This window comes from Streptomyces sp. NPDC059718, from assembly GCF_042733315.1.
In the GTDB taxonomy this organism is placed as follows: Bacteria; Actinomycetota; Actinomycetes; order Streptomycetales; family Streptomycetaceae; genus Actinacidiphila.
On sequence record NZ_JBHWGA010000028.1, the window covers coordinates 44161 to 70754 of the forward strand.

General features: G+C 73.6%; 25 protein-coding genes. 17 read left to right on the forward strand and 8 right to left on the reverse strand.

Annotated elements, in window-relative coordinates; all coding sequences use genetic code 11:
* Nucleotides 1–91 precede the first annotated feature (91 nt).
* The gene (locus ACFV3E_RS28470; protein WP_500537242.1) at nucleotides 92–3379 is read left to right on the forward strand and encodes an ATP-dependent helicase; all 3288 of its coding nucleotides are present in this window, start codon (nucleotides 92–94) and stop codon (nucleotides 3377–3379) included.
* Between the two features lie 10 nt (nucleotides 3380–3389).
* On the opposite strand, the gene ACFV3E_RS28475 is transcribed toward ACFV3E_RS28470, so the two are convergent.
* Both ACFV3E_RS28475 and ACFV3E_RS28480 read right to left on the reverse strand, forming a co-directional pair.
* A complete protein-coding gene (locus tag ACFV3E_RS28475) occupies nucleotides 3390–3797 on the reverse strand; it encodes a type II toxin-antitoxin system VapC family toxin (protein WP_500537243.1) in 408 nt (135 codons plus the stop codon).
* Nucleotides 3794–3985 (reverse strand): hypothetical protein, encoded by a 192-nt coding sequence (locus tag ACFV3E_RS28480; RefSeq protein WP_500537244.1) that lies wholly within the window; start codon nucleotides 3983–3985, stop codon nucleotides 3794–3796. Before ACFV3E_RS28480 ends, ACFV3E_RS28475 begins: the two co-directional genes overlap by 4 nt.
* 121 nt (nucleotides 3986–4106) lie before the next feature.
* On the opposite strand from ACFV3E_RS28480, the gene ACFV3E_RS28485 reads away from it, so the two are divergent.
* From ACFV3E_RS28485 to nudC, 3 genes are read left to right on the forward strand one after another with little or no spacing between them, the layout of a single operon-like run.
* Nucleotides 4107–7550 (forward strand): ATP-dependent helicase, encoded by a 3444-nt coding sequence (locus tag ACFV3E_RS28485; RefSeq protein ID WP_500537245.1) that lies wholly within the window; start codon nucleotides 4107–4109, stop codon nucleotides 7548–7550.
* Between the two features lie 10 nt (nucleotides 7551–7560).
* A complete protein-coding gene (locus tag ACFV3E_RS28490; protein ID WP_500537246.1) occupies nucleotides 7561–8949 on the forward strand; it encodes a dipeptidase in 1389 nt (462 codons plus the stop codon).
* Nucleotides 8950–8992: 43 nt separating this feature from the next.
* On the forward strand, nucleotides 8993–9946 hold the full coding sequence (gene nudC / locus ACFV3E_RS28495) for an NAD(+) diphosphatase (RefSeq protein WP_500537247.1): 954 nt from the start codon (nucleotides 8993–8995) through the stop codon (nucleotides 9944–9946).
* Between the two features lie 54 nt (nucleotides 9947–10000).
* Here nudC and ACFV3E_RS28500 read toward each other — a convergent pair whose 3' ends face one another.
* Nucleotides 10001–10258 (reverse strand): glutaredoxin domain-containing protein, encoded by a 258-nt coding sequence (locus ACFV3E_RS28500; protein WP_500366519.1) that lies wholly within the window; start codon nucleotides 10256–10258, stop codon nucleotides 10001–10003.
* A gap of 153 nt (nucleotides 10259–10411) precedes the next feature.
* Between ACFV3E_RS28500 and ACFV3E_RS28505 the strand changes: the two genes are divergently transcribed.
* The 5 genes from ACFV3E_RS28505 to ACFV3E_RS28525 all read left to right on the forward strand — a co-directional run bounded on the left by ACFV3E_RS28505 (nucleotide 10412) and on the right by ACFV3E_RS28525 (nucleotide 14100).
* Nucleotides 10412–12622 (forward strand): ATP-dependent DNA helicase UvrD2, encoded by a 2211-nt coding sequence (locus ACFV3E_RS28505; RefSeq protein ID WP_500537248.1) that lies wholly within the window; start codon nucleotides 10412–10414, stop codon nucleotides 12620–12622.
* 152 nt (nucleotides 12623–12774) lie between these two features.
* Complete coding sequence (locus ACFV3E_RS28510; RefSeq protein WP_500537249.1) at nucleotides 12775–13065, forward strand: hypothetical protein; 291 nt, start codon at nucleotides 12775–12777, stop codon at nucleotides 13063–13065.
* Between the two features lie 105 nt (nucleotides 13066–13170).
* Nucleotides 13171–13518, forward strand: a complete 348-nt coding sequence (locus ACFV3E_RS28515; RefSeq protein ID WP_499513838.1) for a WhiB family transcriptional regulator — start codon at nucleotides 13171–13173, stop codon at nucleotides 13516–13518.
* Nucleotides 13515–13826, forward strand: coding sequence for a putative WhiB-interacting protein (locus tag ACFV3E_RS28520; RefSeq protein ID WP_499513839.1), 312 nt, complete (start codon nucleotides 13515–13517; stop codon nucleotides 13824–13826). The genes ACFV3E_RS28515 and ACFV3E_RS28520 overlap by 4 nt, the downstream gene beginning before the upstream one ends.
* 73 nt (nucleotides 13827–13899) lie before the next feature.
* On the forward strand, nucleotides 13900–14100 hold the full coding sequence (locus ACFV3E_RS28525) for a hypothetical protein (protein WP_500537250.1): 201 nt from the start codon (nucleotides 13900–13902) through the stop codon (nucleotides 14098–14100).
* Between the two features lie 21 nt (nucleotides 14101–14121).
* Here the strand turns inward: ACFV3E_RS28525 and ACFV3E_RS28530 are convergent, their stop codons facing one another.
* Together ACFV3E_RS28530 and ACFV3E_RS28535 are read right to left on the reverse strand one after the other, a co-directional pair.
* Nucleotides 14122–15492: an ABC1 kinase family protein gene (locus ACFV3E_RS28530; RefSeq protein ID WP_500357354.1), complete on the reverse strand. Its 1371-nt coding sequence runs from the start codon at nucleotides 15490–15492 to the stop codon at nucleotides 14122–14124.
* Nucleotides 15493–15562: 70 nt separating this feature from the next.
* A complete protein-coding gene (locus tag ACFV3E_RS28535) occupies nucleotides 15563–16684 on the reverse strand; it encodes a TOMM precursor leader peptide-binding protein (protein ID WP_500537251.1) in 1122 nt (373 codons plus the stop codon).
* A 216-nt stretch (nucleotides 16685–16900) separates the two neighbouring features.
* Between ACFV3E_RS28535 and ACFV3E_RS28540 the strand changes: the two genes are divergently transcribed.
* The 4 genes from ACFV3E_RS28540 to ACFV3E_RS28555 all read left to right on the forward strand — a co-directional run bounded on the left by ACFV3E_RS28540 (nucleotide 16901) and on the right by ACFV3E_RS28555 (nucleotide 20711).
* Entirely contained in the window at nucleotides 16901–17476 is a 576-nt protein-coding gene (locus tag ACFV3E_RS28540; RefSeq protein WP_500537252.1) for a M48 metallopeptidase family protein, read from the forward strand.
* Between the two features lie 87 nt (nucleotides 17477–17563).
* Complete coding sequence (locus ACFV3E_RS28545) at nucleotides 17564–19237, forward strand: TerD family protein (protein WP_500537253.1); 1674 nt, start codon at nucleotides 17564–17566, stop codon at nucleotides 19235–19237.
* A 12-nt stretch (nucleotides 19238–19249) separates the two neighbouring features.
* A complete protein-coding gene (locus ACFV3E_RS28550) occupies nucleotides 19250–19933 on the forward strand; it encodes an AIM24 family protein (protein WP_326572541.1) in 684 nt (227 codons plus the stop codon).
* A gap of 16 nt (nucleotides 19934–19949) precedes the next feature.
* Nucleotides 19950–20711: an AIM24 family protein gene (locus ACFV3E_RS28555; protein WP_500537254.1), complete on the forward strand. Its 762-nt coding sequence runs from the start codon at nucleotides 19950–19952 to the stop codon at nucleotides 20709–20711.
* A 33-nt stretch (nucleotides 20712–20744) separates the two neighbouring features.
* Here ACFV3E_RS28555 and ACFV3E_RS28560 read toward each other — a convergent pair whose 3' ends face one another.
* Both ACFV3E_RS28560 and ACFV3E_RS28565 read right to left on the reverse strand, forming a co-directional pair.
* Nucleotides 20745–21272: an NUDIX hydrolase gene (locus ACFV3E_RS28560; protein WP_500537255.1), complete on the reverse strand. Its 528-nt coding sequence runs from the start codon at nucleotides 21270–21272 to the stop codon at nucleotides 20745–20747.
* Entirely contained in the window at nucleotides 21269–22717 is a 1449-nt protein-coding gene (locus tag ACFV3E_RS28565; protein ID WP_500537256.1) for a zinc-dependent metalloprotease, read from the reverse strand. The genes ACFV3E_RS28560 and ACFV3E_RS28565 overlap by 4 nt, the downstream gene beginning before the upstream one ends.
* A gap of 128 nt (nucleotides 22718–22845) precedes the next feature.
* Between ACFV3E_RS28565 and ACFV3E_RS28570 the strand changes: the two genes are divergently transcribed.
* The 4 genes from ACFV3E_RS28570 (at nucleotide 22846) to ACFV3E_RS28585 (ending at nucleotide 25893) form a co-directional block, all read left to right on the forward strand.
* Nucleotides 22846–23949 (forward strand): SDR family oxidoreductase, encoded by a 1104-nt coding sequence (locus ACFV3E_RS28570; protein WP_499513846.1) that lies wholly within the window; start codon nucleotides 22846–22848, stop codon nucleotides 23947–23949.
* Between the two features lie 68 nt (nucleotides 23950–24017).
* On the forward strand, nucleotides 24018–24467 hold the full coding sequence (locus tag ACFV3E_RS28575; protein WP_500537257.1) for a molybdenum cofactor biosynthesis protein MoaE: 450 nt from the start codon (nucleotides 24018–24020) through the stop codon (nucleotides 24465–24467).
* A 146-nt stretch (nucleotides 24468–24613) separates the two neighbouring features.
* Entirely contained in the window at nucleotides 24614–24781 is a 168-nt protein-coding gene (locus ACFV3E_RS28580) for a hypothetical protein (protein WP_179279782.1), read from the forward strand.
* A gap of 44 nt (nucleotides 24782–24825) precedes the next feature.
* The gene (locus ACFV3E_RS28585) at nucleotides 24826–25893 is read left to right on the forward strand and encodes a YlbL family protein (RefSeq protein ID WP_500537258.1); all 1068 of its coding nucleotides are present in this window, start codon (nucleotides 24826–24828) and stop codon (nucleotides 25891–25893) included.
* 62 nt (nucleotides 25894–25955) lie between these two features.
* Here the strand turns inward: ACFV3E_RS28585 and ACFV3E_RS28590 are convergent, their stop codons facing one another.
* On the reverse strand, nucleotides 25956–26510 hold the full coding sequence (locus tag ACFV3E_RS28590; protein WP_500366497.1) for a PPA1309 family protein: 555 nt from the start codon (nucleotides 26508–26510) through the stop codon (nucleotides 25956–25958).
* Between the last annotated feature and the right edge of the window lie 84 nt (nucleotides 26511–26594).

Below are 26594 nucleotides of genomic sequence, written 5' to 3' on the forward strand. Positions count from 1 at the left end.
GTGGCGTACCGTCGGCACCCGGCCTCCCCCGGCCACCGGCGGCACAGGCCGCCGCACACGCACCCGCACGCACACGGAACCGGCGAACCACGTGACCTCCTCCTCCACCCGCCAGACGGACGCCGCCGCACGGCGCTCCGGGGGGACGGTCGGGCCTTCCGGCGGCTACCGACTGCTACGGACCGCTCCGGAACCGGTGACGCCCCCTGAACTGGACGCCGCACAGCGCGCGGTGGTTGAGCACGCGGGCGGTCCGCTTCTGGTCCTCGCCGGTCCGGGCACCGGGAAGACCACCACCCTGGTGGAGGCCGTCGCCGAACGCGTGCGGCGCGGCACCGACCCGGAACGGATCCTCGTCCTCACCTTCAGCCGCAAGGCCGCGGGGGAACTGCGGGACCGCATGGCCGCCCGGATGGGTGGCGCGGCCGCACCGCAGGCGACCACCTTCCACTCGTTCTGCTACGCCCTGGTCCGCGCCCACCAGGACCCCGAGCTGTTCGCCGACCCGCTGCGGCTGCTGTCCGGCCCCGAACAGGACCTGGCGGTGCGCGAGCTGCTGGTGGGCGAGGCCGAACTGGAGCGGCGGGGGCGGACCCGAGTGCGCTGGCCGGACGAGCTGCGCGCGGCGCTGACGACCCGCGGCTTCGCCGACGAGGTGCGGGCCGTGCTGGCCCGCACCCGCGAGCTCGGCCTCGGCCCGCGCGCCCTGGCCGCCTCCGCCGGCCGCACCGGCCGCCCCGACTGGTCGGCGGCGGCCGGCTTCCTCGCCGAGTACCTGGACGTCCTCGACCTCCAGGGCGTCATCGACTACGCCGAACTGGTGCACCGCGCGGTGCTCCTGGCCGGGCGTCCCGAGGTGGCCCGCCACCTCGCCGGGGCGTACGAGGCCGTCTTCGTCGACGAGTACCAGGACACCGACCCGGCGCAGGTGCGGCTGCTGCAGGCGCTCGCGGGCGGCGGCCGCCACCTGGTGGCCTTCGGCGACCCCGACCAGTCCATCTACGCCTTCCGCGGCGCCGACGTGAACGGCATCCTCGGCTTCCCCGAGGAGTTCCGGCACGCCGACGGCCGCCCCGCCGGCGTCCGCGTCCTCACCACATCCCGCCGCTCCGGCGCCGCCCTGCTGGCCGCCACCCGGCTCCTGACGCGGCGGATGCCGCTGACCCGGCTCCCGGCCGCCGCCGTCCGCGCCCACCGCGAGCTCGCGCCGGTCCGCGACGGCGGCTCGGCCGCCGTCCGCACCTACCCCACGCCCGGTGCCGAACTCGACGGCATCGCCGACGTGCTGCGTCGCGCCCACCTCGAGGACGGCGTCCCCTGGTCCGACATGGCCGTCCTGGTGCGCGCGGGTTCCCGCTCGCTGCCCGTGCTGCGGCGGGCCCTGACCTCCGCCGGGGTGCCGGTCGAGATCGACGGGGACGACCTCCCGCTGCGCGACGAGCCCGCCGTCGCCCCCCTCCTGCTCGCCCTGCGGGTCTGCGCGCACGCCGCCCTGCCCGACGCCCCGGAGCCGGGCCTGCGCGTCGAGGACGCGCTCACCCTGCTGGTCTCCCCGCTCGGCGGCATGGACGCCGCCGACCTGCGCCGCCTGGGCCGCGCCCTGCGCGAGGAGGAGCGGGCCGCCGGGGTCGCCGTACCGCGGCCCTCGGACGAGCTGATCGCCGAGGCGCTCGCGGAGCCCGAGCGGCTCGTGGCGCACGACCCGTCGTACGCGCGGGGCGCCCAGCGGCTCGGCGGGCTGCTGCGCAAGGGACGCGAGCTGCTGGCCGGCGGCGGCACCGCCGAGGAGGCGCTGTGGGAGCTGTGGGACGGCACCCCCTGGCCCGGCCGGCTGGAGCGCGCCGCGGCGCGCGGCGGCGCGGCCGGACGCAACGCCGACCGGGACCTGGACGCGGTGTGCGTGCTCTTCGACACCGCCGCCCGCGCCGAGGAGCGCACCGGCGGCCGTGGCGCGCTGAACTTCCTGGAGGAGCTGTCCGCCCAGGACATCGCCGCCGACGTGCTGACCCGGCGCGCTGTGCGGCCCGACGCCGTTCGGCTGATGACCGCGCACCGCTCCAAGGGCCTGGAGTGGCGGCTCGTCGTCGTCGCCGGCGTCCAGGAGGGGCTCTGGCCCGACCTGCGCCGCCGCGGCTCGCTGCTGGAGGCCGACCGCATCGGCCGCGACGGCCTCGCGGAGCCGCTCACCCCGGGCGCCCTGCTCGCCGAGGAGCGCCGGCTGTTCTACGTCGCGGCCACCCGCGCCCGTGAGCGGCTCGTCGTGACCGCCGTGAAGGCCGCCGCCGACGACGGCGACCAGCCCTCCCGCTTCCTCACCGAACTCGGCGTCGAGCCCGTCGACGTCACCCACCGGTCCCGCCGCCCGCTGTCGGTCGCGGCCCTCGTCGCCGAGTTGCGCGCCACGACCGTCGACCCGGCCGCCTCCCCCGCCCTGCGCGAGGCCGCCGCCCGGCGCCTGGCGCGCCTGGCGGCCCTGGAGGACGCGGGCCAGCCGCTGGTGCCCGCCGCCCACCCCGAACGCTGGTGGGGCCTGTACGAGCAGACCCGCTCCGAGGTCCCGCTGCGGGACCGTGACCAGCCGGTCACCCTCTCCGGCAGCGCGCTGGACCAGCTGGCCAACACCTGTGCCCTGCAGTGGTTCCTCGGCCGCGAGGTGAAGGCCGAGCCGCCCTCCACGGCGGCCCAGGGCTTCGGCAACGTCCTGCACGTCCTCGCCGACGAGGTCGCCTCCGGCAGCACCCCGGCCGACCTGGACGTGCTCATGGAGCGGCTGGACTCGGTGTGGAACGCCCTGGCCTTCGACGCCCCCTGGAAGTCCCAGCAGGAGAAGGAGAACGCCCGGGCCGCCCTGGAGCGCTTCCTGCGCTGGCACGTCATGGAACGCGGCCGCCAGGCCGTCGCCTCCGAGCACGGCTTCGACGTCACCTTGGAGACGGGGGACGTGGCCGTCCGCATCCGCGGCAGCATGGACCGCGTCGAGACCGACGCCGACGGCAACGCCTACGTCGTCGACTTCAAGACCGGCAAGGCCAAGCCCACCGCCGCCGAGGTCGAGGGCCACCCGCAGCTAGCCGTCTACCAGCTCGCCGTCCGCGAGGGCGCCGTCGACGAGCTCTTCCACGGCACCCGGCCCGCCCCCGGCGGCGCCGAGCTCGTCCAGCTCCGCCTCGGCGCCGCCCGCCGCGACGGCGGCGACACCCAGCCCACCGTCCAGCACCAGGAGGCGCTCAGCGGCGACTGGGCCGACACCCTGCTCGCCGGCGCGGCCGCCCGCGTCCTCGACGAGCGCTTCACCCCCTCCACCGGCCAACACTGCGAGAACTGCGCCTTCCGGGCCTCCTGCAGCGGCCGCCCCGAGGGACGGCACGTGGTGGAGTGAGGCGGGGGTCTCAGCCGCCCGGTGCCTCGGCCCGCAGCCCGATGTCCTGGGCCGCCTTCAGCAGGCGCTGGTCGTACGTGACGAAGACGAGCGGATCCGCGCCCACCTGGTCGGCGAGGAGCTGCGCCGTCGCGAGGTGGATCGAGTCGAGCGGGCGGAGGAGCGGATCGCCGTAGGCGCAGGCCGTGGCACGGACGGTCGCGTCAATCTCGACCCGGTAGAGCCGGGTCACCACACCGGGGACGCCGGCGAGCGCCTGCGGGGCCGATCGGCGCAGAGCCCGTGGCACCTCCACCTCGACGAGCGACGACGACACCAAAGGCTCGTCGGGGCGGTCGTTCAGCCAGGCGACCAACTCCCGGGTGCCCTGTTCCCGGCGGACCATCTTCACGATCGCCGCCGAGTCGAGGTAGATCACCAGCGCTCCTCGTCGCGCAGCGAGACCAGCACGGCCGCCGTGTCGATCCCCGGATCGCCGAGCACGGGCGGCACCGGGACCGGACCTGAGGCCGCCGGTGGTGTGGCGCGTCCCTCGGCGACCATGCGGTCCAGCACGGACTGGCTGCCCGAGATGGGTACGAGGCGGGCCACGGGGGTTCCGCTCACGGTCACCTGCAAGGTTTCGCCGTGCTGCACGCGCGCGAGCGCGGAATGCGCCCGAACGGGTGACAGCCGGCGGACCGGGCGGCGGCGGCCGGTGTCGGTGGTGCCCGATAACCTCCCCTTCGTGTCCTCCCTCATCACCGGTCCCGAGCAGCTCAAGGAGCTGCTGGGCATCCCGTTCACCCCGGAGCAGCTGGCGTGCATCACCGCGCCGCTCGCCCCGCAGGTGATCGTGGCCGGTGCCGGTTCCGGGAAGACGACGGTCATGGCGGCCCGCGTGGTGTGGCTGGTCGGCACCGGGCAGGTCGCCCCCGAGCAGGTGCTGGGGCTGACGTTCACCAACAAGGCCGCCGGTGAGCTCTCGGAGCGCGTGCGCAAGGCCCTCGTCCGGGCCGGCGTCACCGACCCGGACCCGGCGGACCCCGACCACGCGCCGGGCGAGCCGCAGATCTCCACCTACCACGCCTTCGCCGGACAGCTCCTGAAGGAGCACGGGCTGCGCATCGGGCTGGAGCCGACCGCGCGGCTGCTCGCCGACGCGACGCGCTACCAGCTGGCGGCGCGCGTCCTGCGGGCCGCGCCCGGTCCCTTCCCGGCGCTCACCAAGGGCATCCCGACCCTGGTCAGCGATCTGCTGGCGCTGGAGGGCGAGCTCGCGGAGCACCTGGTGCCGCCCGAGCGGCTGCTCGCCCACGACCGGGAGTGGCTCGCCGCCCTCGACGGCGTCCGGCTCACCAACGCGGATCTGCGCAGGCTCCCCGAGACGGCGCGCGCCCGCATCGACCTGACCGGGCTCGCCGCCGCGTACCGCACCGAGAAGAAGCAGCGCGACCTGCTCGACTTCGGCGACCAGATCGCCCTGTCGGCGAGCCTGGCCCGCACCCGCCCCGAGGTCGGCCGCATCCTGCGCGAGCAGTACGCCGTGGTGCTGCTCGACGAGTACCAGGACACCTCCGTCGCTCAGGGCCTGCTGCTCTCCGCCCTGTTCGGCGACGGCACGGGCCATCCGGTGACCGCGGTCGGCGACCCCTGCCAGGCCATCTACGGCTGGCGCGGCGCCTCGGTGGCCAACCTCGACGACTTCCCGCTCCACTTCGCGCACGCCGACGGGACGCCCGCCCGGCGCCAGTCCCTGTCGGAGAACCGGCGCAGCGGCGGCCGGCTGCTCGACCTCGCCAACGACCTCGCCGCCGAGCTGCGCGAGCGTCACGAGGGTGTCGAGGCCCTGCGGCCCGCGCCCGGCGCCGAACGGGACGGCGTCGTGCGCTGCGCGCTGCTGCCCACCCAGGAGGCGGAGATCGCCTGGATCGCCGACTCCATCGCGCACCTGGTCCGCACGGGCACCGCGCCCGGCGAGATCGCGGTGCTGTGCCGGGCCGCCGCTCACTTCGCCGACATCCACGCGGCGCTCGTCGCCCGTGACGTGCCGGTGGAGGTGGTCGGCCTGTCCGGGCTGCTGCACCTGCCGGAGGTCGCCGACCTGGTCGCCGTCTGCGAGGTGCTGCAGGACCCGACGGCCAACGCCGCCCTCGTCCGGCTGCTCACCGGGCCGCGCTGGCGGATCGGGCCGCGCGACCTGGCGCTGCTGGGACGGCGGGCCCGGCTGCTCGTACCCGGCCGCGGCGACACCGCGGACCGGCTGGCGGCCGCGGTGGAGGGCGTCGACCCGGCCGAGGTGATCTCGCTCGCCGACGCCCTGGAGACCTTCGTCGACGGCGAGCCCGCCGACCACCTGCCCTTCTCGGCCGAGGCGCGGGTGCGCTTCGCGCGCCTGGCCACCGAGATACGCGAGCTGCGCCGGTCCCTCGCCGACCCGCTCATGGACGTACTGCACCGGGTGCTCGCCGTCACCGGCCTGGAGGTCGAACTCTCCGCGTCCCCGCACGCGCTGGCCGCCCGCCGCCGGGAGACCCTGCACGCCTTCCTGGACGTGGCGGCCGGCTTCGCCGCCCTGGACGGCGAGGCCACGCTGCTGGCCTTCCTGGGCTTCCTGCGCACCGCCGCCCAGTACGAGAAGGGCCTGGACAGCTCGCTGCCCGGCGGCGAGGACACGGTGAAGGTGCTCACCGCGCACAAGTCCAAGGGGCTGGAGTGGGACGTCGTCGCCGTCCCCGGGCTGGTGCGCAAGGGCTTCCCGAGCGAGCGGGGCCGCGAGCTGTGGCACTTCAACGCCAAGGCGCTGCCGCACGCGCTGCGCGGTGACGCCGCCACCCTCCCCGACGTCGAGGAGTGGTCCCGGGCGGGCCTGGCCGCCTTCAAGGCGGCCATGGCCGAACACAACCGGGTCGAGGAGCTCCGGCTCGGCTACGTCACCTTCACCCGGCCGCGCTCCCTGCTGCTCGGCTCCGGCCACTGGTGGGGGCCCAGCCAGAAGCGGGCCTTCGGCCCGTCCGCCTTCCTCGACGCCCTGCGCACGCACTGCGAGGCCGGCCACGGCGAGGTCGAGCACTGGGCGGAGGAGCCCGCGCCCGACGCCGTCAACCCGGCCCTGGCCCGTACGGCCGAGACGCCGTGGCCGCTGCCCCTGGACCCGGCCGCCCTGGCCCGCCGTCGCGAGGCCGCACGCAAGGTGCTGGCCCACCTGCGGGCGCCGGTCGCGTACCCGGTGGCCGCCCCTCCCGACCCCGACTGGCCGCCGCCCCCCGAGGACGAGGAGGAGCCGCCGCCGTACGACGCGTACGACGACCAGTACGGCGAGGAGGACGCCGGCGACTGGGAGGACTGGTCCGACGACCGGCCGCCCGCCATCCCCGGGCAGCCCGGCCCGCCCGCACCCGGGCCCGCCTCCGTACCCGTACCCGTGGCCGTGTCCGGGTTCGACGGGGGTGAGGCGCTGCTCCCCGAGGAGGCCCGTGCCGTCGCGTCCTGGGACCGGGACCTCGACGCGCTCACCGAGGAGCTGCTCCGCTCGCGCGCGGCCGTCCGCGACGTCCCCCTGCCCACCACGCTCACCGCCTCCGCGCTGCTGCGGCTGGCCGCCGACCCCGACGGCTTCGCCCGCGAGCTGGCCCGCCCCATGCCCCGCCCGCCGAGGCCCGCGGCCCGGCGCGGCACCCGCTTCCACGCCTGGGTCGAGTCCCGGTTCGAGGAACTGCCGCTGATCGCCCCCGAGGAACTGCCCGGCATCGAGGGCGACGACGAGATCGCCGACGAGCGCGACCTCGCCGAACTCAAGGAGGCCTTCCTGCGGACGCCGTACGCCGAGCGCACCCCTTACCGCGTCGAGGCGCCGTTCCAGATCGACCTCGCCGGGAGGGTGATCCGCGGCCGGATCGACGCGGTGTACCGGGAGGGTGAGGGCTACGAGATCGTCGACTGGAAGACCGGGCGGGCCGGCACCGCCGACCCGCTGCAGCTCGCCGTCTACCGGCTCGCCTGGGCCGAGCGGCGGGGAGTGCCGTTGTCGCAGGTCACGGCCGCTTTCCTGCACGTGAGGACGGGGGAGCTGATCCGGCCCGAGGCGCTGCCCGACCGAGCCGCGTTGGAACGCCTCCTGCTGGGCGGCCCGGAGCCCGGGCCGGGGGGCGCGCCCGGTGCCGACGCCGAGGGTCCCGGCGTCGCCCGATAGGCTCAAGGACATGAGCACCACCCCGGACAGCGCCGTCCGCAGTTACGTCGAAGCACATCGTGACGCCTTCCTCGGCGACCTCGCCGAGTGGTTGCGCATCCCCTCGGTCTCGGCCGATCCGGAGCGCGCCGCCGACGTACGGCGCAGCGCCGAGTGGCTGGCGGCGAAGCTGAAGGAGACCGGCTTCCCGGTGGCCGAGGTGTGGGAGACCCCGGGTGCTCCCGCGGTCTTCGCCGAATGGCCCTCCGACGCGGCGGAGGCGCCGACGGTGCTGGTCTACGGCCACCACGACGTGCAGCCCGCCGCCCTCGAGGACGGCTGGGACGGCGAGCCCTTCGAGCCGCGGATCCGCGACGGCCGGATGTACGGACGGGGCGCCGCCGACGACAAGGGGCAGGTGTTCTTCCACACACTCGGCGTCCGCGCCCACCTGGCCGCCACCGGCCGCACCGCCCCCGCGGTGAACCTGAAGCTGCTGATCGAGGGCGAGGAGGAGTCCGGCTCCCCGCACTTCACCGACCTCGTCCGCGCCCACGCCGGGCGGCTGGCCTGCGACACCGTGATCGTCTCGGACACCGGCATGTGGGACGAGGACACCCCCACCGTGTGCACCGGCATGCGCGGCCTGGCCGATTGCCAGATCGACCTGTACGGCCCCGACCAGGACATCCACTCCGGTTCCTTCGGCGGCGCGGTCCCCAACCCGGCGACCGAGGCCGCCCGGCTGGCCGCGGCGCTGCACGACGCGGACGGCCGCGTGACGATCCCCGGCTTCTACGACGGCGTCGTCGAGCTCACCGACCGCGAGCGCGAGCTGTTCGCCCGGCTGCCCTTCGACGAGGAGCGCTGGCTGCGCACCGCGAAGTCGCACGCGACGAGCGGCGAGGCCGGCTACTCCACCCTGGAGCGGGTCTGGGCCCGGCCGACCGCCGAGGTGAACGGCATCGGCGGCGGCTACCAGGGCCCCGGCGGCAAGACGATCGTGCCGTCCTCGGCCCAGCTGAAGCTGTCGTTCCGGCTGGTGGCCGGGCAGGACACCGACCGGGTGCAGCGGCTGGTCGCCGACTGGGTCGCCGCGCGCGTCCCGGCCGGGATCCGGCACGAGATCACGTTCTGGGGGGCCACCCGCCCCTGCCTGACCCCGCTGGACCACCCCGCGCTGGGCGCGGTGACCCGGGCCATGGGCCGGGCCTTCGGCAAGGAGGTCCTGTTCACCCGCGAGGGCGGCTCGGGCCCGGCGGCCGACCTGCAGGACGTGCTCGATGTCCCCGTCCTGTTCCTGGGAATTTCCGTGCCGTCCGACGGTTGGCACTCGGTGAACGAGAAGGTGGAACTCGACCTTCTGCTCAAGGGCGTGGAGACGTCCGCGTACCTCTGGAGCGAGTTCACGACTCTGTGAGCATCCGCATCCATCCGCGCGCTACGGGGAGTTGACAGCAATCTTGTCCGATACGTCCGGAACCGGAACCACCTTCGACGCGGCGGCCTTCCCGCCGCCCCTCGCCCGCCCGTCGGGCGTGGACCGCGCCGCCGAGCACCGGCTCGACGAGGCGTGGCTGGCGGCGGCCTGGAGCCACCCGAAGACGCAGGTGTTCGTGGTCTCCGGGGGGCAGGTCCTGGTCGAGGACACCCCGGACGGCCGCACCGAGCTGGTCATGATGCCGAGCTTCGAGGCGCCGGAGAGCGAGGTGCACCGCTACTTCCTCGGCGTCGACGAGGAGGGGGTGCGCTACTTCGCGCTGCAGAAGGACGCGCTGCCGGGACGCCTGGACGAGGCCGCCCGCCCGGCGGGGCTGCGGGAGGTCGGGGCCCTGCTGTCGGACCGCGACGCGGGGCTCATGGTGCACGCGGTCGCCCTGGAGAACTGGCAGCGCATGCACCGCTTCTGCTCGCGCTGCGGCGAGCGCACCGTGGTGGCCGCCGCGGGTCACATCCGCCGCTGCCCGGCCTGTGGCGCGGAGCACTACCCGCGTACCGACCCGGCGGTGATCATGCTGGTCACCGACGAGGACGACCGGGCGCTGCTGGGCCGCCAGGCGCACTGGCCGGAGGGACGCTTCTCGACGCTGGCCGGCTTCGTCGAGCCGGGGGAGTCCATCGAGCAGGCCGTGGTGCGCGAGGTCGCCGAGGAGGCCGGAGTGACCGTCGGCGAGGTGGGTTACGTCTCCAGTCAGCCCTGGCCGTTCCCCTCCAGCCTGATGCTGGGCTTCATGGCGCGCGCCACGTCCGCGGAGATCACCGTGGACGGCGAGGAACTGCACGAGGCGCGCTGGTTCTCCCGCGAGGAGTACCGCAAGGCGATGGAGACCGGCGAGGTGCTGCCGCCGTACGGGATCTCCATCGCGGCGCGGCTGATCGAGCGCTGGTACGGGATGCCGCTGCCGGCCCGCCGCTGAGCGCGGGCCCGTGCGGCCCGGCCGTGCCTGCCGCGCGGCCGGGCCGGGCCGGCCTCAGCCGGCGAGGGCCTGCTTGACCTGGGCCAGGCTCGGGTTGCTGAGCGCGACCGCCTCGGCGCCGCTCTTGGGGGACACCAGGAGGGTCGGGACGAGCTGGTTGCCCCCGTTGACGCTCTCGACGAACTTCGCCGACTCCGGGTCCTGCTCGATGTTGACCTCCGTGAAGGTGATTCCCTCACGGTCCAGCTGACCCTTCAGGCGGCGGCAGTATCCGCACCACGTGGTGCTGTACATCGTCACAGTGCCGGACATCGGTGTTCGCTCCTCAAGGCGGGGGATGACGTCGATCCCGAGAACGCTAACCCCTTGCCTCGGCATTCCTTGCAATCGTTCGCGGTACGACCATCCCACCTCAGCTGTGGATAACTTTCCCGGCCGTCTCCCGGGACCTGGCAGCATGGCGGGGTGACTGCACCAACCCACACCCCGCTCTTCCCGGACTTCCCCGCCGTCCCGGACTCGGCGGACGCCGTGCTCGCCGGGCTCGACCCCGAGCAGCGCGCGGTCGCCACCGCCCTGCACGGCCCGGTGTGCGTGCTGGCGGGAGCCGGCACGGGCAAGACGCGCGCGATCACCCACCGGATCGCGTACGGGGTGCGGGCCGGGATGATGCAGCCCGCCAGTGTGCTCGCGGTCACCTTCACCGCCCGTGCGGCCGGTGAGATGCGCGGGCGGCTGCGGCAGCTCGGGGCGGGCGGCGTGCAGGCGCGCACCTTCCACTCCGCGGCGCTGCGCCAGCTGCAGTACTTCTGGCCGCGGGCCATCGGCGGCGAGATGCCGCGGCTGGCCGAGCGCAAGATCCAGCTGGTCGCGGAGGCCGGGGCGCGCTCCCGCATCCGGCTGGACCGCAACGAGCTGCGCGACGTCACCGGCGAGATCGAGTGGGCCAAGGTCACCCAGACCGTCCCGGAGGACTATCCGGCGGCCGCCGCGAAGGCGGCCCGGGACATCCCGCGCGACGCCGCCGAGATCGCCCGCATCTACACGACGTACGAGCAGCTCAAGCGCGACCGCGGGGTCATCGACTTCGAGGACGTGCTGCTGCTCACCGTCGGCGTCCTGGAGGACCGGCCGGACGTCGCCGAGGCCGTCCGCTCCCAGTACCAGCACTTCGTCGTCGACGAGTACCAGGACGTCAGCCCGCTGCAGCAGCGGCTGCTGGACCTGTGGCTCGGCGGCCGGGACAACCTCTGCGTCGTCGGCGACGCCTCGCAGACCATCTACTCCTTCACCGGCGCCACCCCGGAGTTCCTGCTCGGCTTCCGCAGCCGGCACCCGGAGGCCACGGTGGTCAAGCTGGTCCGCGACTACCGATCCACCCCCCAGGTGGTGCACCTGGCCAACGGGCTGCTGTCCCAGGCCCGGGGCCAGGCCGCCCAGCACCGTCTGGAGCTGGTCTCGCAGCGCGAGGCCGGCCCCGAGCCGGTCTACACCGAGTACGCCGACGAGCCCGCCGAGGCCGAGGGCACCGCCCGGCGGATCCGCGAGCTGATCGACGAGGGCGTGCGGCCCAGCGAGATCGCCGTGCTCTACCGGGTGAACGCCCAGTCCGAGGTCTACGAGCAGGCGCTGGCCGACGCCGGCGTGCCGTACCAGCTGCGCGGTGCCGAGCGCTTCTTCGAGCGTCCCGAGGTCCGCGAGGCCGGGATGCTGCTGCGCGGGGCCGCGCGGGCGGGCGGCGGTTCCGACCCGGGTCTGGACGACGCGGACCTGCCCGCGCACGTGCGGGCGGTGCTCAGCAGCCGCGGCTGGTCCTCCGAGCCCCCGGCCGGGTCGGGCGCGGTCCGCGACCGCTGGGAGTCGCTGGCGGCGCTGGTGCGGCTCGCCGAGGACTTCGCGCGGGCCCGGCCGGAGGCCACGCTCGCGGACTTCGTCGCCGAGCTCGACGAACGTGCAGGCGCCCAGCACGCCCCGACCGTCGAGGGCGTCACCCTGGCCTCGCTGCACGCCGCCAAGGGCCTGGAGTGGGACGCGGTGTTCCTGGTCGGCCTGACCGAGGGCACGATGCCGATCACCTACGCCAAGACCGACGAGCAGGTCGAGGAGGAGCGCCGGCTGCTCTACGTCGGCGTCACCCGCGCCCGGTTCCACCTCGCCCTGTCGTGGGCCCTGTCCCGCTCGCCGGGCGGTCGCGGCGGCAGGCGGCCCTCGCGCTTCCTGGACGGGCTGCGGCCGGGCTCGGCGGCCCGGGGCAGGGCGGGCGGCCGTTCGGCCGCCACGGGCGGCGTGGAGCGCGGCTCGGGCGGCAGGAAGCGGCGCGGGCCGGTGCAGTGCCGCGTGTGCGGCCGCACCCTGTCCGACGCGGGTGAGATCAAGCTGATGCGCTGTGAGGACTGCCCCTCCGACATGGACGAGGCGCTGTACGAGCGGCTGCGCGAGTGGCGGGTGGAGCAGGCGAAGGCACTGGGCCAGCCGGCCTACTGCGTCTTCACCGACAAGACGCTGCTGGCGATCGCCGAGGTGCGGCCCACCACGGAGGGTGAATTGTCCGTCATCTCCGGGGTCGGGGCCCGCAAACTGGACAAGTTCGGCGCCGACGTCCTCGCCCTGTGCACGGGGCGGGAGCCCGTCGGCGAGGCCGGTGACGAAGCTGTTGCGGAAGAGCCCGGAAAATAGTTTGCGTGCCCCGAGGAAATCCCCATAGCCTGCGTGAGCGCGAACGGCGCGGCTCTGTGAAGGACCTTCCCGGAGCGGTGCGATCCGTGATGTACTGACCCAGCACCACCTGTCAGACCAGCCCAACGAGACGCCGAGAGGAGGCGAGACCAGTGACCAGGTTCATGACGAAAATGACCGATCGTCCGGTCGCCGCCGCCTGCTCCCTTGGTGCCTCGCTCCGTGGCACCGGTCTGTCCAGCCGCCTGTCCGGCGGTCTGCCCACCACCGTTCTCTCCATCCGGGAGCGCGGCGGCGAGCGACCGACGCAGGCGCCGGCGGTGGCAGTAATGGCTGAGGCCCAGGCCTATGCCTTTGCGGCGACCAATGGTGCCGGAACCCAGAAGCAGCAGCACCCGAAGTGGGCCTCCCGCGGGCTCGAACCCTGGAGTGATCCAGTCTGATCGACGATCAGGCCGGCACCTTCAGGGCCGCGGAATCCCAGACCGGGATCCGCGGCCCTTCTGTTTTCCCCACCCCCAGACAAACAGATGAGGAACGAAGCGATCGTGCATCTCACCCCGCACGCACCGTCCGTACCCGCCCCCGTACGCCCGCCTGACCCGGAGGTCCCCTTGCTGCCCCTCACCGAGCTCGACGACGAGATCGACCGCCTCGGCGTCCCCGTCCCGTGCCGGACCTACGACCCGGAGGTCTTCTTCGCCGAGTCTCCGGCCGATGTCGAGTACGCCAAGTCGCTGTGCCAGACCTGCCCGGTCCTCGAGGCCTGCCTCGCCGGCGCGAAGGACCGCCGTGAGCCCTGGGGTGTCTGGGGTGGAGAGCTCTTCGTCCAGGGCGTCGTGGTGCCGCGCAAGCGTCCCCGTGGCCGTCCGCGCAAGAACGCGGTTGTGGCATGAAGCGCCCTGCCGTCGGAACGATCGACCGTCCCCTCACGCACGACCCCAAGAAGCAGGCCCCGATGAACCCGTCCGCCACCGAACGCCCCGCCCCGCCCTCCGACGCTCCCGCTGAGCGTCAGAACAGGAACCTCGAAATGCAACTCATGCCAGAAGCCATGGCCCGTGCCCATATGCAAGAGCGCCTCTACGAGGCCGAGCACGAACGGATGGCCCTCCGCGTGCTCAACGCCCGGCGCCTGCAGCGCCGCGCCGAACGCGCCTCGCTGCGCGCCCGCCGGGCGCTGGCGATGGCCGTGATGCAGTAGCACTCACACATCGGCAACGACACACAACCGCGGGGCCGGTCGATTTCGACCGGCCCCGCGATATCGTCACGAAGTGGACCAGAAGACTCAATTCGAACGGGTCGGGACTGCTCCCACCGCGACGACGTGCGCCCGCTGCGGGGCCGTCGCCGAGGGACTCCCCCTCACCTGGACCTGCTCCGTCGAGAACGGCAGCCGCGTGTACTTCTGCGACGACTGCGCCCGCACCAACCTCCGCAGTATCGAGGGCCGGCTGGACTCCTCCTGGTGGTAGGGCCGCCCCGGCCCCCTGGGACTAGGCCGAGGCGTCCTCGGCCTCGGGCAGCGGGGCCAGGTCCTCCCCGGAGAAGCCCGGCAGCCACTCGAGCAGCTCGTCCCGCAGCCTGACCGTGGCCGCCAGCTGGCACAGCACCCCGATGGTGCTGAGCGTCACCCGGTGGATGAGCAGGTACGAGGGCGGCAGGTTGAGCTGCTTGCCCAACTGGTGCGCGGGTGAGCGCGGGTCGGCGACCCGCGCCGCCTGCGCGCGCATCCAGCCACGCGCGAAGGTGAACTCGTCCACCGCCGCGGGCTCGATGATCGGCCGCAGGTAGTCCAGCACGGCGTCCGGGTCGAGTGCGATCGTCGGCTTGACGAAGCCCTCCTGGCGGAGCATCGAGTGCACCGACTCCGCGTCGTCGGCCAGCGCCAGGCGCAGCGCCGTCCCTATCGGCACCGGCAGGCCCTCCGGCAGGCGGTCGACGGTGCCGAAGTCGAGCACGCCCAGCCGCCAGCCCTCCGCCGGGCCGTCGTCGACGAGCAGCCGGAAGTTGCCCGGGTGCGGGTCGGCGTGGAGCAGCCCCGTGCGGGCCGGGCCGGCGAACAGGAAGCGTGCCAGCAGCTGACCGGCGCGGTCGCGCATCTCCGGCGTGCCCCGCGAGATCACCTCCGCCAGCGGCACCCCGTCCATCCACTCCGTGACCAGCACCTGGTCCGTGCGGTGCACCACGTCCGGCACCTCCACGTCCGGGTCGTCGGCGAACTCCACCGCGTGGGCGTGCTGGGCCTGCGCCTCCAGCTCGTAGTCCAGCTCCTCCGAGACCCGGTCGCGCAGTTCCGAGATCAGCGGCTTGATGTCCATGCCGGGGATCAGCGGCCCGAACAGCCTCGCCACCCTGCCGAGTTGGTTGAGGTCCGACAGCAGGGCGTCCCCCGCGCCGGGGTACTGGACCTTCACCGCGACCTTGCGGCCGTCGTGCCACACGGCACGGTGCACCTGCCCGATCGAGGCGGCCGCCGCCGGCTGGTCCTCGAACTCGGTGAAGAAGGTGCGCCAGTCCTCGCCGAGACGCTCGGCCAGTACGGCGTGCACGGTGCGGGCGGGCATGGGCGGCGCCGCGTCCTGCAGCTTGGTGAGGGCGGCGCGGTAGGGGCCCGCGACCTCCTCGGGCAGGGCGGCCTCGAAGACCGACAGGGCCTGCCCGAACTTCATGGCACCGCCCTTCAGCTCGCCGAGGACCTTGAAGAGCTGTTCGGCCGTCCGCTCCTGCAGCTCGGTGGCGACCTCTTCCGCGGGGCGCCCTCCGAGCCGCTTGCCCAGTCCCAGCGTCGCCCGCCCGGCGAATCCCAGTGGGAGCGCCGCCAACTTGGCGGTACGGGTCACCGCTTTGCGCGGAAGATCAGACATGCGCCCCCTCTTTCCGATCGGTCACGTCGTCATTGTCCCCCGCCCCTCCCGGACCATGGCACCGGCCGTGTCACAAACCTCCGGCGTCGTCCGCCGCGCCGGCACCCGCGGCGTGCGCACCGCAGCCGCATCTGCGGTCACCCGGCACCGGCCGCACCTCCGTCGTCAGCCGGGCGAGGCCCATCTCGACGCGCCCCCCGCAGCTCGGCGGCCGGCCGCCGTCGACGAAGGCCAGGGCGTGCGCCGCGGCGAGCCCCGCGACCGTGGTGGCCAGCGCGACGTCGCAGGCGGGGACCCCGCTCCGCCCGGACCTCAGCTGCGCCAGCACCCTGGGCCAGGCCGCGTCCGCGTCCGCCATTCGCAGTCCCAGGCATCCCGCACACCCCGTGCTCCCCGGCACCACCAGGGGACCCACCACGCCACGGCCTTCCAGCACCCCCGCGTAGAGATGGGGGATCCCGGCGGCCATCAGCGGTTCGGCCTCCTGGGCGTCAGGGGCGTAGGCGGCCAGGCCGTCGCGCGGCGCGACCACCACCAGCGACAGTCCGGGCTCGGGCGCGGCGGACGGCCCCCGGCGGCCCACCGCCGCCGCCCGCGGATCGGGCGCAGCCCTGCGCACCAGACCCCGCGCCGCCGCGTCCCGGCGCTCACCGATGTGCTCGGCGGGGATGCCGCCCGGCGCGGTGTCCCAGGGCTCGACCCGGCCGCCGTCGCGCACGTCGACCCGGCCGACCCCCGCCGCGGAGAGGACCGACGCGATGGTCGCGCCGACCCGGCCCGCCCCGGCCACCCGTACGCGGGCCGCCCGCCGCCGGCCCATCCGTTCCGCCGCACCACCGGGGTCGGAGTGCACCACGGACAGCGCCGCCAGGTCGGGGCGGAGCCGGTCCAGCGCGGCCGAGTGGTGCCGTATCGTCTCGGACAGTTCGGCGTGCGCCGTCGCGTCGTCGAGCACACCCCCCTCGGCCAGCAATCCGAGCAGCCGCCGCGCCTGCGGGGGCCGCAGCCCCAGCGATTCGGCATCGCGGGCGAGCGGACCGAGTCCGCGCGTGCCGTCGAGCAGGTCGAGGAAGGCGGCGGCCGCACCGTCCACCGGGTCCAGGACCACCGCGTGCGCCGGGTCGACGCCGAACTGCAGGCTTTCCCGGCTGCGCCAACTGCGGCGCATCGCCGGCTTGAGCATGGGACGCATCGCCACCCCCGTGGGCCGAGTTCCCGATCGAGAGATCGTTCCGATTCCGTGTCAGGCCAGCATGCCCGAAATCCCCGCACGGACCGTGAAAGTTATCCACAGGCGATGCAAATGATCATTCGATATGACTACGGCCCGGTATCTCTCCGCTCTCCTTTCTCACCGAGCACCCCCGCGGGCGGGACTTCCCGGACCCGGTGCGGGTAACGTCGGGGCGTGTCCGCCGACCCCGCCCAGAGCCTTTCCGGCCAGCCCCCGCGCGCCCCTCGGACCAGCGCGGTGGAAGTGCGCCGAAGCGCCCGTCGACGCCGGACGGTGTCGGCGTACCGCGAGGGCGACGTCACCGTGGTCCTCATCCCCGCCCGGATGTCCGTCGCCGAGGAGAAGCGCTGGGTGACGGTCATGCTGGACAAGCTCGCCGCCCAGGAGAGCCGCCGCAGGCTCGGCGACGACGGGCTGGCCGCCCGCGCCGCGCAGCTGTCCGCGCAGTACCTCGGCGGCCGCGCGATACCGCGGACCGTGCGCTGGGTCACCAACCAGAACTCCCGCTGGGGCTCGTGCACACCGGCCGAGGGCAGCATCCGCCTGTCCCACCGCCTCCAGGGCATGCCCGAGTACGTCGTCGACTACGTGCTCCTCCACGAGCTCTCCCACCTCCTGGTGCCCGGCCACGGGGCGGACTTCTGGAAGCTGCTGGAGTCCTACCCGCGCACCGAACGCGCGCGCGGGTACCTCGAGGGCGTCGCCGCCGCGGCCCGGTTGCCCCACCCGCCCACGGCAGGCGAGGAATAACGGGGGAATAGCCCCTGTCACGGCCAGCGGTTAGCCTGGCGCAACGCAACAAGTACGTACGTACGGATGGGGGGACGGTCCTTAGCAATGGCCAGGGAATTCCAGCGCGGCCACAAGGCCAAGATCAGTGACCTGACCGCAGGGACGGATCTGTACATCGGCGTGCAGATCAGCGGCCCCGGTCTCGGCTTCGACATCAGCTGCTTCGGGCTCGACGCCGGGGAACAGCTGTCCGACGACCGCTACTTCATCTTCTTCAACCAGCCCAAGTCGCCCGAGGAGGCGATCCAGCAGCTGGGGGCGCAGGCCGGGGACACCGAGTCCTTCCGCGTGACGCTGGACCGGATCCCCGCGCAGATCCAGAAGCTGAGCTTCACCGCGACGATCGACGGCGCCGGGCAGATGTCGCAGATCGGCCCGGGCTACGTCAGGATCGTCGCCGGGGGCGAGGAGGTCGCCCGCTACACCTTCACGGGCGCCGAGTTCAGCACCGAGCGCGCGGTCATGCTCGCCGACTTCTACCTCAAGGACGTCTGGCGCTTCGCCGCCGTCGGCCAGGGCTTCGACGGCGGGCTGGACGCCCTGCTGAAGAACTTCGGCGGCGAGGTCGCCGAGGAGCAGCAGGCCGCGCCGCAGCAGCCCGCCGCGGTACCGGGCTTCGGGCCTCCGGCGGGTGCCGCGCCCGGGTTCGCGCCCCCGGCTGCCTCCGCGCCGCCCGCCCCGCCGCAGCCCGCACCGGCCTTCGGCGCTCCGCCCGTACCGGCTCCGGCCCCCTCTCCGGCCCCCGTGCACGCCGCCCCCACCATGGTGGCGCCGATGACCACGCCGCCGCAGGCGCCCCCGGGTCAGCCGCCGTTCGGCCAGGTCCCGCCGCCGCAGGCGCCTCCGGGCCAGGTCCCCGGCCAGATGCCGGGTCAGCCGCCCTACGGCCAGCCCCCGTACGGCCAGCCCGCGCCGGGCCAGACCCCGTACGGCCAGCCCTCCTACGGTCAGCCCGTCCCCGGTCAGCCGATGCCGGGTCAGGGCATGCCCGGCCAGCCCGCGTTCGGCCAGCCGCCGCAGGCCCCGCACGCCGGCCAGGTCCCGCAGGCCCCGGGCGCCGGTCTGGCGGCCGCGATGCAGAAGTACCGCGAGCTGCCCACCGGACAGCGCTGGACCCAGCAGAACCCGAAGCTGATGCGCGCCGACCTCTCGCAGGCCGGCGGCCAGCCCGTGCTCGCGCGTCAGGGCAGCATGGTGCTCTACCAGGGCAAGGTCGAATTCGGCTACAAGGGTGCCGGGTTCACCGGACGCATCGTCGGCAACATGACCGGCCAGGAGATGCAGCTGATGCGCTGCACCGGCCGCGGCCAGGTCTTCTTCGCCGAGGACGCGTCCTACCTGCACCCCATCGAGCTCCAGGGCGACGCCATCTGCGTCTCCGCCGAGAACGTGCTCGCCTTCGACGAGTCCCTCCAGCACGAGGTGCGCCGCATCGAGGGCCACGGCATCCCCGGCGGCGCCCTGTTCACGATGCAGTTCCAGGGCACGGGCACCGTCGTGGTCAAGACCCACGGCACCCCGGTGGTGCTGCCGGTCACCCCGACCACCTACGCCGACAGCAACGCGATCGTCGCCTGGTCGGCGGCCTCGCAGGTGGTGCTCTCCAGCCAGGTGCGGCTGCGCAGGAACGCCTACCCGGGACACAGCGGGGAGACCGTGAACCTGCAGTTCCGGGGCGCCCCCGGCAACTTCATCATCGTCCAGCCGTACGAGGTCTGAGGGGAGCCCGTCATGGACCAGTCACTGATCTCCGGGTACGCCCCGGCACCGGTCACCGCCCGCATGGAGAACCACGGCAGCAGCATGCTGAAGGTGGCCATGCAGAGCGGCCAGGACCTCTTCGCGCGCACCGGTTCGATGGTCGCCTACGAGGGCTTCGTCCAGTACGAGCCCAACCCGCCCGCCGTCCGCCAGATGGCCTCGCAGTGGCTCACCGGCGAGGGCGCACCGATCATGAAGTGCTCCGGCGACGGACTGCTCTACCTCGCCGACTACGGCGCCGACGTCGTCTGCGTCTACCTCAACAACGAGGCGCTGTCGGTCAACGGCAGCAATCTGCTCGCCTTCGACGCCCACCTCCAGTGGGGCGTGGAGCGGGTGAAGGGCCTGGCCAAGTTCGCCGGCCAGGGTCTGTTCAACGTCGGGATCTCGGGCACCGGCTGGGTGGCCATCACCTCGCGCGGCACCCCGGTCGTGGTCGACTGCGGCCGCGGCGAGGACGAGACCTACGTCGACCCGGACGCCCTCGTGGCCTGGTCGAGCGGGCTGAAGACGAAGGCGAAGCGCAGCTTCAAGGCGTCGGCCCTCATCGGGCGCGGCAGCGGCGAGGCCTTCCAGATCGGCTTCTCCGGTCAGGGCTTCGTCGTCGTACAGCCCAGTGAGGACAGCACCGACCGCCTCCGAGTCCGGGGCTGAGGGGGAGCGAGACACCATGCAGAGCCCGCTTTTCGGCTACACCGAGGTCCAGACCGAGGACCAGTACGCACTCCAGAACCCGTACCTGCTGCGGGTCAGGCTCGACGGCCGCACCGACTGCCTGGCCCGCAAGGGCGCCATGGTCGCGTACCAGGGCCTGATCGAGTTCGACGGCGAGTACCAGAGCCACGCCCAGCGCACCGCCCGCTACCGCACCGGGGAGGGCCTGGAGCTGATGCGCTGCTCCGGGCAGGGCACGGTCTACCTCGCCAACCTGGCCCAGCACATCCACGTCGTCGACGTGGACCAGGAGGGCCTGACCGTGGACGGCGCCTATGTGCTGGCGCTCGACTCCGGGCTGCACTGGGAGGTCATCTCCGTCGACAGCCAGTTCGGCATCTCCGGCAGCGGCGCCTACAACCTCAACATCTCGGGGCACGGCAAGGTCGCGCTGATGACCTCGGGCAAGCCGCTGCTGATGCCGGTCACCCCGGACAAGTACGTCTCGGCCGACTCCGACGCGGTCGTCGCCTGGTCGTCCTCGCTCCGGGTGCAGATGCAGGCGCAGACCAGTTCCTCGGGCGTCTGGCGGCGGCGCGGCAACACCGGTGAGGGCTGGGAGCTCAACTTCCTCGGCCAGGGCCACGTCCTGGTGCAGCCCAGCGAGCTGATGCCGCCGCAGAACGCCCAGGTCGGCGGTGGCGCCGCCGCCCAGTACGGCTTCGGTCAGCAGGGCGCGCACGGGATGAACCAGGGCAACATCTTCAGCAACCGCTGAGCTCCCGCCGCCGGTCCCGCCCCGCGCGCCGCCTCAGAGCAGCGCGCGGGTGCGGGCCAGCAGCGTCCGGACGGAACCGTCCGCGACGTCGGCGACCTCGTCGTAGGAGAACCACTTCAGGTCCAGCGACTCCTCGCTGATCTCCTCCACCGCGCCGGGCGGCGCGACGGCGGCGTACTGCACGTCGAGGTGCCAGGCGCACGGCGTCAGGTGCCGGTCGAGGTTGACCGGCCCGGGACGCAGCAGGGTGAGTCCGGGGATGCCCGACTCCTCGACGCCCTCACGCAGCGCGGCTCCGGCCAGCGAGGTGTCCTCCGGCTCGCAGTGCCCGCCCATCTGCAGCCACATGCCGAGCTTCTTGTGCAGGGTCAGCAGCACCCGCCCGCGCTCCGGGTCCAACACCAGGGCGCTGCCCGTGACGTGCCCCTCGGCGCAGGCCTTCCACATGCCGTCCGGGTGCGCCTCCAGGTGGGCCAGGTAGGTCTCCCGGAGCCGCTCCTGTCCCGTGTCGGGCGCGGACCAGTCCTTCAGGACGCGCACGGCGTCGTCGTGCAGGCTCACTTCTCGTCGTCGCCCTTGTCCTCGTCGGTGCCGTCGCGCTCGTCGTCGCCCCGCCGGACGTCCTTGCCGTGGCCGCCCGCGGCCTCGCCGAGGATCTTGTCCAGCTCGGAGAAGTCCAGCTGCTCGTGGTGGACGAAGCCGTCGGGGTCGTCCAGGTCGGCGGCGGTCGGCAGCATGTCGGGGTGGGCCCACAGCCCGTCGCGCCCGTCGACGCCACGCGCGTCGGTGAGCGAGGCCCACAGCCGGGAGGCGTCCCGCAGCCGGCGGGGCCGCAGCTCCAGGCCGATCAGCGTGGCGAAGGTCTGCTCCGCGGGGCCACCGCTCGCCCGGCGCCGGCGCAGCGTCTCGCGCAGCGCCCCGGCCGACGGCAGGTGCGGGGCGGCGGCCGCGTGGACGACCGCGTCCACCCAGCCCTCGACGAGGGCCAGGGCCGTCTCCAGACGGGCCAGCGCCGCCTTCTGCGCCGGGGTGTCCTCGGGCTGGAACATGCCCTGCTGCAGGGCGTCCTGGAGCGCCTCGGGGTTCGACGGGTCGAGCTGGCCGACCGCGTCCTCCAGCTTGGCGGTGTCCACCTTGATACCGCGCGCGTACCCCTCGACGGCGCCGAACAGGTGTGCCCGCAGCCACGGCACGTGGGCGAACAGCCGCTGGTGCGCCGCCTCGCGCAGCGCCAGGTAGAGCCGGACCTCGTCCTGCGGCACGCTCAGGCCCTCGCCGAAGGCCTCCACGTTGGCGGGGAGCAGCGCGGCCTTGCCTGCCGGGCCGAGCGGCAGGCCGATGTCGGTCGAGCCCACGACCTCACCGGCGAGCGTGCCCAGCGCCTGCCCGATCTGCGTGCCGAACATGGCGCCGCCCATGGAGCGCATCATGCCGAGCAGCGGGCCCGCCATGGCCTGCATCTCCTCGGGCAGCACATCGCCCATCGCCGTCCCGACGCGCTCGGCGACCGGGTCGACCAGCTCCTTCCACACGGGCAGGGTCGCCTCGACCCATTCGGCCCGGCTCCACGCCACGGCCGAGCCGGCGCCGGAGGGCATCGACGTCACCCCGTCGAGCCACAGGTCCGCCAGCCGCAGCGCCTCCTGGACCTTCGCCCGGTCCGCGGGACCCACGCTGACGTCCTTCGAGCCCTCCGGTGTGCCCTGGGCCACCGTCTGCCGGGCGATGTCCTTGGCCATGTCCCAGTTCACCGGGCCGCCCTCGTACGAGAGCATCTGGCCCAGCTGCTGGAAGGCCGCGCCCAGGTCGTTGGGGTTCAGCGAACCGAACATGGCGGCGAACGGGTTGTCCCCGCCGGCGCCGCCGCCGAAGGGATTCCCGCCGCCGTAACCGAAGGGATTGGCCGGTCCCCGGGAGCCGCCGCCGGAACCGCCGGACTTCTCGCCGTCGTCCCCTTCCTCGGGCTCCTCCGGAGGGACTCCGAATCCGAATGGGATGTCGCTCACGGTTTCCTCGGCTCTGTGTGTTGTGGGCTGTACCTCCAGCCTAGACACCCGTCAGGCAGGATGGCTGCGTACGGACCGCGGTTGCGGACCGCGCACCCGGTACCAGAGACAACCGTGGGAGACACCTGGTGAGTTCCCCAGAACCGACCGTTCGCCCAGAGCGGAGCGGCGGCAGGGCCCCCGCCGGACCTGTGGTCGCCGTCACCGGCGCCGCCTCCGGTGTCGGCCTGCTGCTGGCCCTGCGGCTGGCCGAATCCGACCAGGTCAAGAAGGTCGTGGCGATCGACGAGCGCCGCGGTGACGTCCCCGGTGCCCAGTGGGCGGTGCTCGACGTACGGGACCCGGCGATCGCCGAGCGGCTGCGCGGCGTGGACGTCGTCGTCCACCTCGCGCTCGACCTGGACCTGGAGTCCGACCCCAAGGCACGCAGCGCGTTCAACGTGCGCGGTACCCAGACGGTGCTCACCGCGGCGGCCGCCGCCGGCGTGCCGCGCGTGGTGCTGTGCACCTCGGCCATGGTCTACGGCGCCCACCCGGACAACGACATCCCGCTCGCCGAGGACGCCCCGCTGCGCGCGACCGCGGAGGCGTCCTTCGTGGGCGACCTGCTGGAGATCGAGCGGCTCGGCAAGCGCGCCCCCCGGGCGCACCCCGGCCTCAACGTGACCGTCCTGCGCCCGGCCGTGCTGGTCGGCGGCACCGACACCGCGCTGACCCGCTACTTCGAGTCGCCGCGGCTGCTGGTGGTGGGCGGCAGCCGCCCCTGCTGGCAGTTCTGCCACGTGGAGGACCTGGTGACGGCGCTGGAGCACGCGGCGCTGGAGAAGGTGGACGGCGAGATGACGGTGGGCTGCGACGGCTGGCTGGAGCAGGAGGAGGTCGAGGAGCTCTCGGGCATCCGCCGCATGGAGCTGCCGCCCGCGGTGGCGCTCGGCGCGGCCTCCCGGCTGCACCGGCTGGGGCTCACCCCCTCCCCGGCGGGCGACCTGGCGTACACGATGCACCCGTGGGTGGTCAGCGGCAGCCGGCTGCACGAGTCGGGCTGGCGGCCGAAGTGGACCAACGAGGAGGTGCTGGCCGTCCTGCTGGAGGAGGTCTCCGGCCGCAACTCCGTCGTCGGGCGGCGCCTGGGCCGCAAGGACGCGGCCACGCTCGGCGCGGCCGGTGCGACGGTCGCCCTGGTCGGCACGGCGGCGATGGTGCGACGGGCGCGCAAGCGCCGCGGTGTCTGAGCGTCGCCGCGCGAACTCGCTCCGGAAGGGGGTTTCCGCATGGCGGGTGATGGGGCAGCATGAGCCGCATGGCACAGACGCACGACCAACCCGTCCGGCTCATCGAGATCCGGGACACGGAGCTGTCCGTGGACGAGGTCTTCCGCGCCGTGGGGCACGACTCCGCCGGGGGCACCGCGCTGTTCGTCGGCACGGTCCGTGACCACGACGGCCCGTCGGGCGCGGAGGTGACCGGGCTCGGCTACTCGGCGCACCCGGGCGCGGAGGCCGAACTGCGTCGGGTCGCGGAGAAGGTCGTCGCGGACTTCCCGGTCAAGGCACTGGCCGCCGTCCACCGGGTGGGCGACCTGCGCGTCGGCGACCTCGCGGTCGTCGTCGCCGTCTCCTGCCCGCACCGGGCCGAGGCCTTCGCCGCCTGCCGGCGGCTCATCGACGACCTCAAGCGCGAGGTCCCGATCTGGAAGCACCAGGCCTTCGCCGACGGCACCGAGGAGTGGGTCGGCGCCTGCGCCCACTGACCCCCGGGGGAGGGCGGCCGGCGCCCGCCTCGCCACTGAGTGGCCCACCTGCGGTTGCGTAACCTGCCACCCACTCTGAACGTTGTAGCAGCAGAAGATTAGTCTGCTCATAGTTCTTGATCGGCATGCGCGTCCAGGAGGCCGAAGTGGCAGCGCTCGCATGGTTGCTCATCCCGCTGGTCGCCGCGATCGCCGCGGCCGTCTGGGGAAGCTGGGCGGCGCGTACGCGGTCCACCGGGGACGGCGCCTCGCTCGCCGATTACGAGCGTTTCCGCGAGGCCATGCAGCGCACCGGATCGGGCGGCCCGGCCTGAGGCCCCACGGGGCGGCTGCGGGTTCCGTACCGTACTGTCGTTCCATGCCACGCCGCACCGCGACGCTGCTCGCATCGACCCTGACCCTGATAGCGCTGCTGTGTGTCGCGCTCCTGTGGCCCGTGCCGTACGCGGAGATGTCGCCGGGTCCGACGGTGAACACGCTCGGGTCGCACGGCGGGGCTCCGGTGCTGCAGATCTCGGGGCACAAGACGTACCCGACCAGCGGTCACCTCAACATGACCACGGTACGGGTGACGAGTGCGGACTACTCGATGAACCTGGTCGAGGCGGTCGTCGGCTGGCTGGCGCACGACCAGAAGGTCGTCGAGCACGACACGCTCTACCCCAAGGGGCAGACGGCCGAGGAGGCCGACCAGGAGAACGCCGAGGAGTTCACGCAGTCCCAGGACAGCGCGAAGGTCGCCGCGCTCGACGAGCTCGGCATACCCGTCGGTTCCCGGGTGATCGTCTCCGCCGTGGTCAAGGGCGCCCCGGCCGAGGGCGAGCTGCACGCCGGAGACGTGATCAAGGCCGTGGACGGCGATCCGGTCAAGGCGGCGGGCGACGTCGCATCGCTCGTCACCAAGCACCAGCCGGGGCAGAAGGTGGTCTTCACCGTCGTGCCCAAGGGCGCCAAGGGCGACGCCACCCAGGACGTGACCATCACCACGGCGAAGTCGGACGACGACGGCGAGGCCCGGGCGGTCGTGGGCATCCAGGCCGGTGTCGAGCACACCTTCCCGTTCAAGATCGACATCAAGCTGGCGGACGTCGGCGGCCCGAGCGCCGGCCTGATGTTCGCGCTGGGCATCGTCGACAAGCTCACCCCGGAGGACCTCACCGGCGGCAAGTTCGTCGCGGGCACCGGCACGATCGACGACGAGGGCAAGGTCGGTCCCATCGGCGGCATAGACATGAAGACCATCGGCGCCCGGCAGAAGGGCGCCGAGTACTTCCTGACCCCCGCCGACAACTGCGCGGAGGCGGCGACCGACACCCCGAGCGGCCTCACCCTGGTCAAGGTGAAGACCATCGACGACGCCCTGGACGCGCTCAAGGACATCCGCGACGGCAAGACGTCGGCCCTGCCCTCCTGCACGACGGGCTGAGCCCGGACGCATCCGCATCCGTACGGCCCGACGGCCCCGGGGAGCCCCCGGGGCCGTCGGCGTCAGTCCTCGAAGGTCGCCGCCAGGGCGTCGGCCAGCCCCGGCACCAGCGCGGAACCGGTCAGCACCTCGGTGGGGGAGTCCTTCTCGCGCAGCCGCACCGCCGACTCCCGGGAGCCGTCCCGCAGCACGCCCACCGTCATGCGGACCTCCTGGCGGTCGGGGTGCCCGGCGACCCAGCGGGCCAGCGCGGCGTCGTCCAGCCCCTTCGGGATGGACTCCTCCGCGGACGGCGGCAGCATCAGCCGCTCCACGGTGAGCGCGCAGCCGCTGACGACGCCGGGCCAGGCGATGGTGGCCAGGAACTCGTCCAGCGCGGCGCCCGGCGGCAGCTCGTCCTGCTCGATCGGGGTCAGCCCCGCGGCTGTCCCGTCGCCGAGGCCGAGTTCCTCGGCCAGTTTGGGCTCCTGTACGCGCAGCGCCGCGGTGTCGACGAGGGCGAAGAGCCGGGCGGGCTGGTCCCAGCCCAGACCGGACGCGTAGTCGTCGATTTCCAGGACGGCACGGGTGAGTGGGTTCGCGGTGAGCGGCGCACCCTCGGACGTGTTGTTGGACATGCTCAATATCCTGCCTGTTCTGTGACCCGCATCCCCAATCGGGAGCCTTGGGGAACTGAGTAAACGCTGAGTAAGTTGCATCAG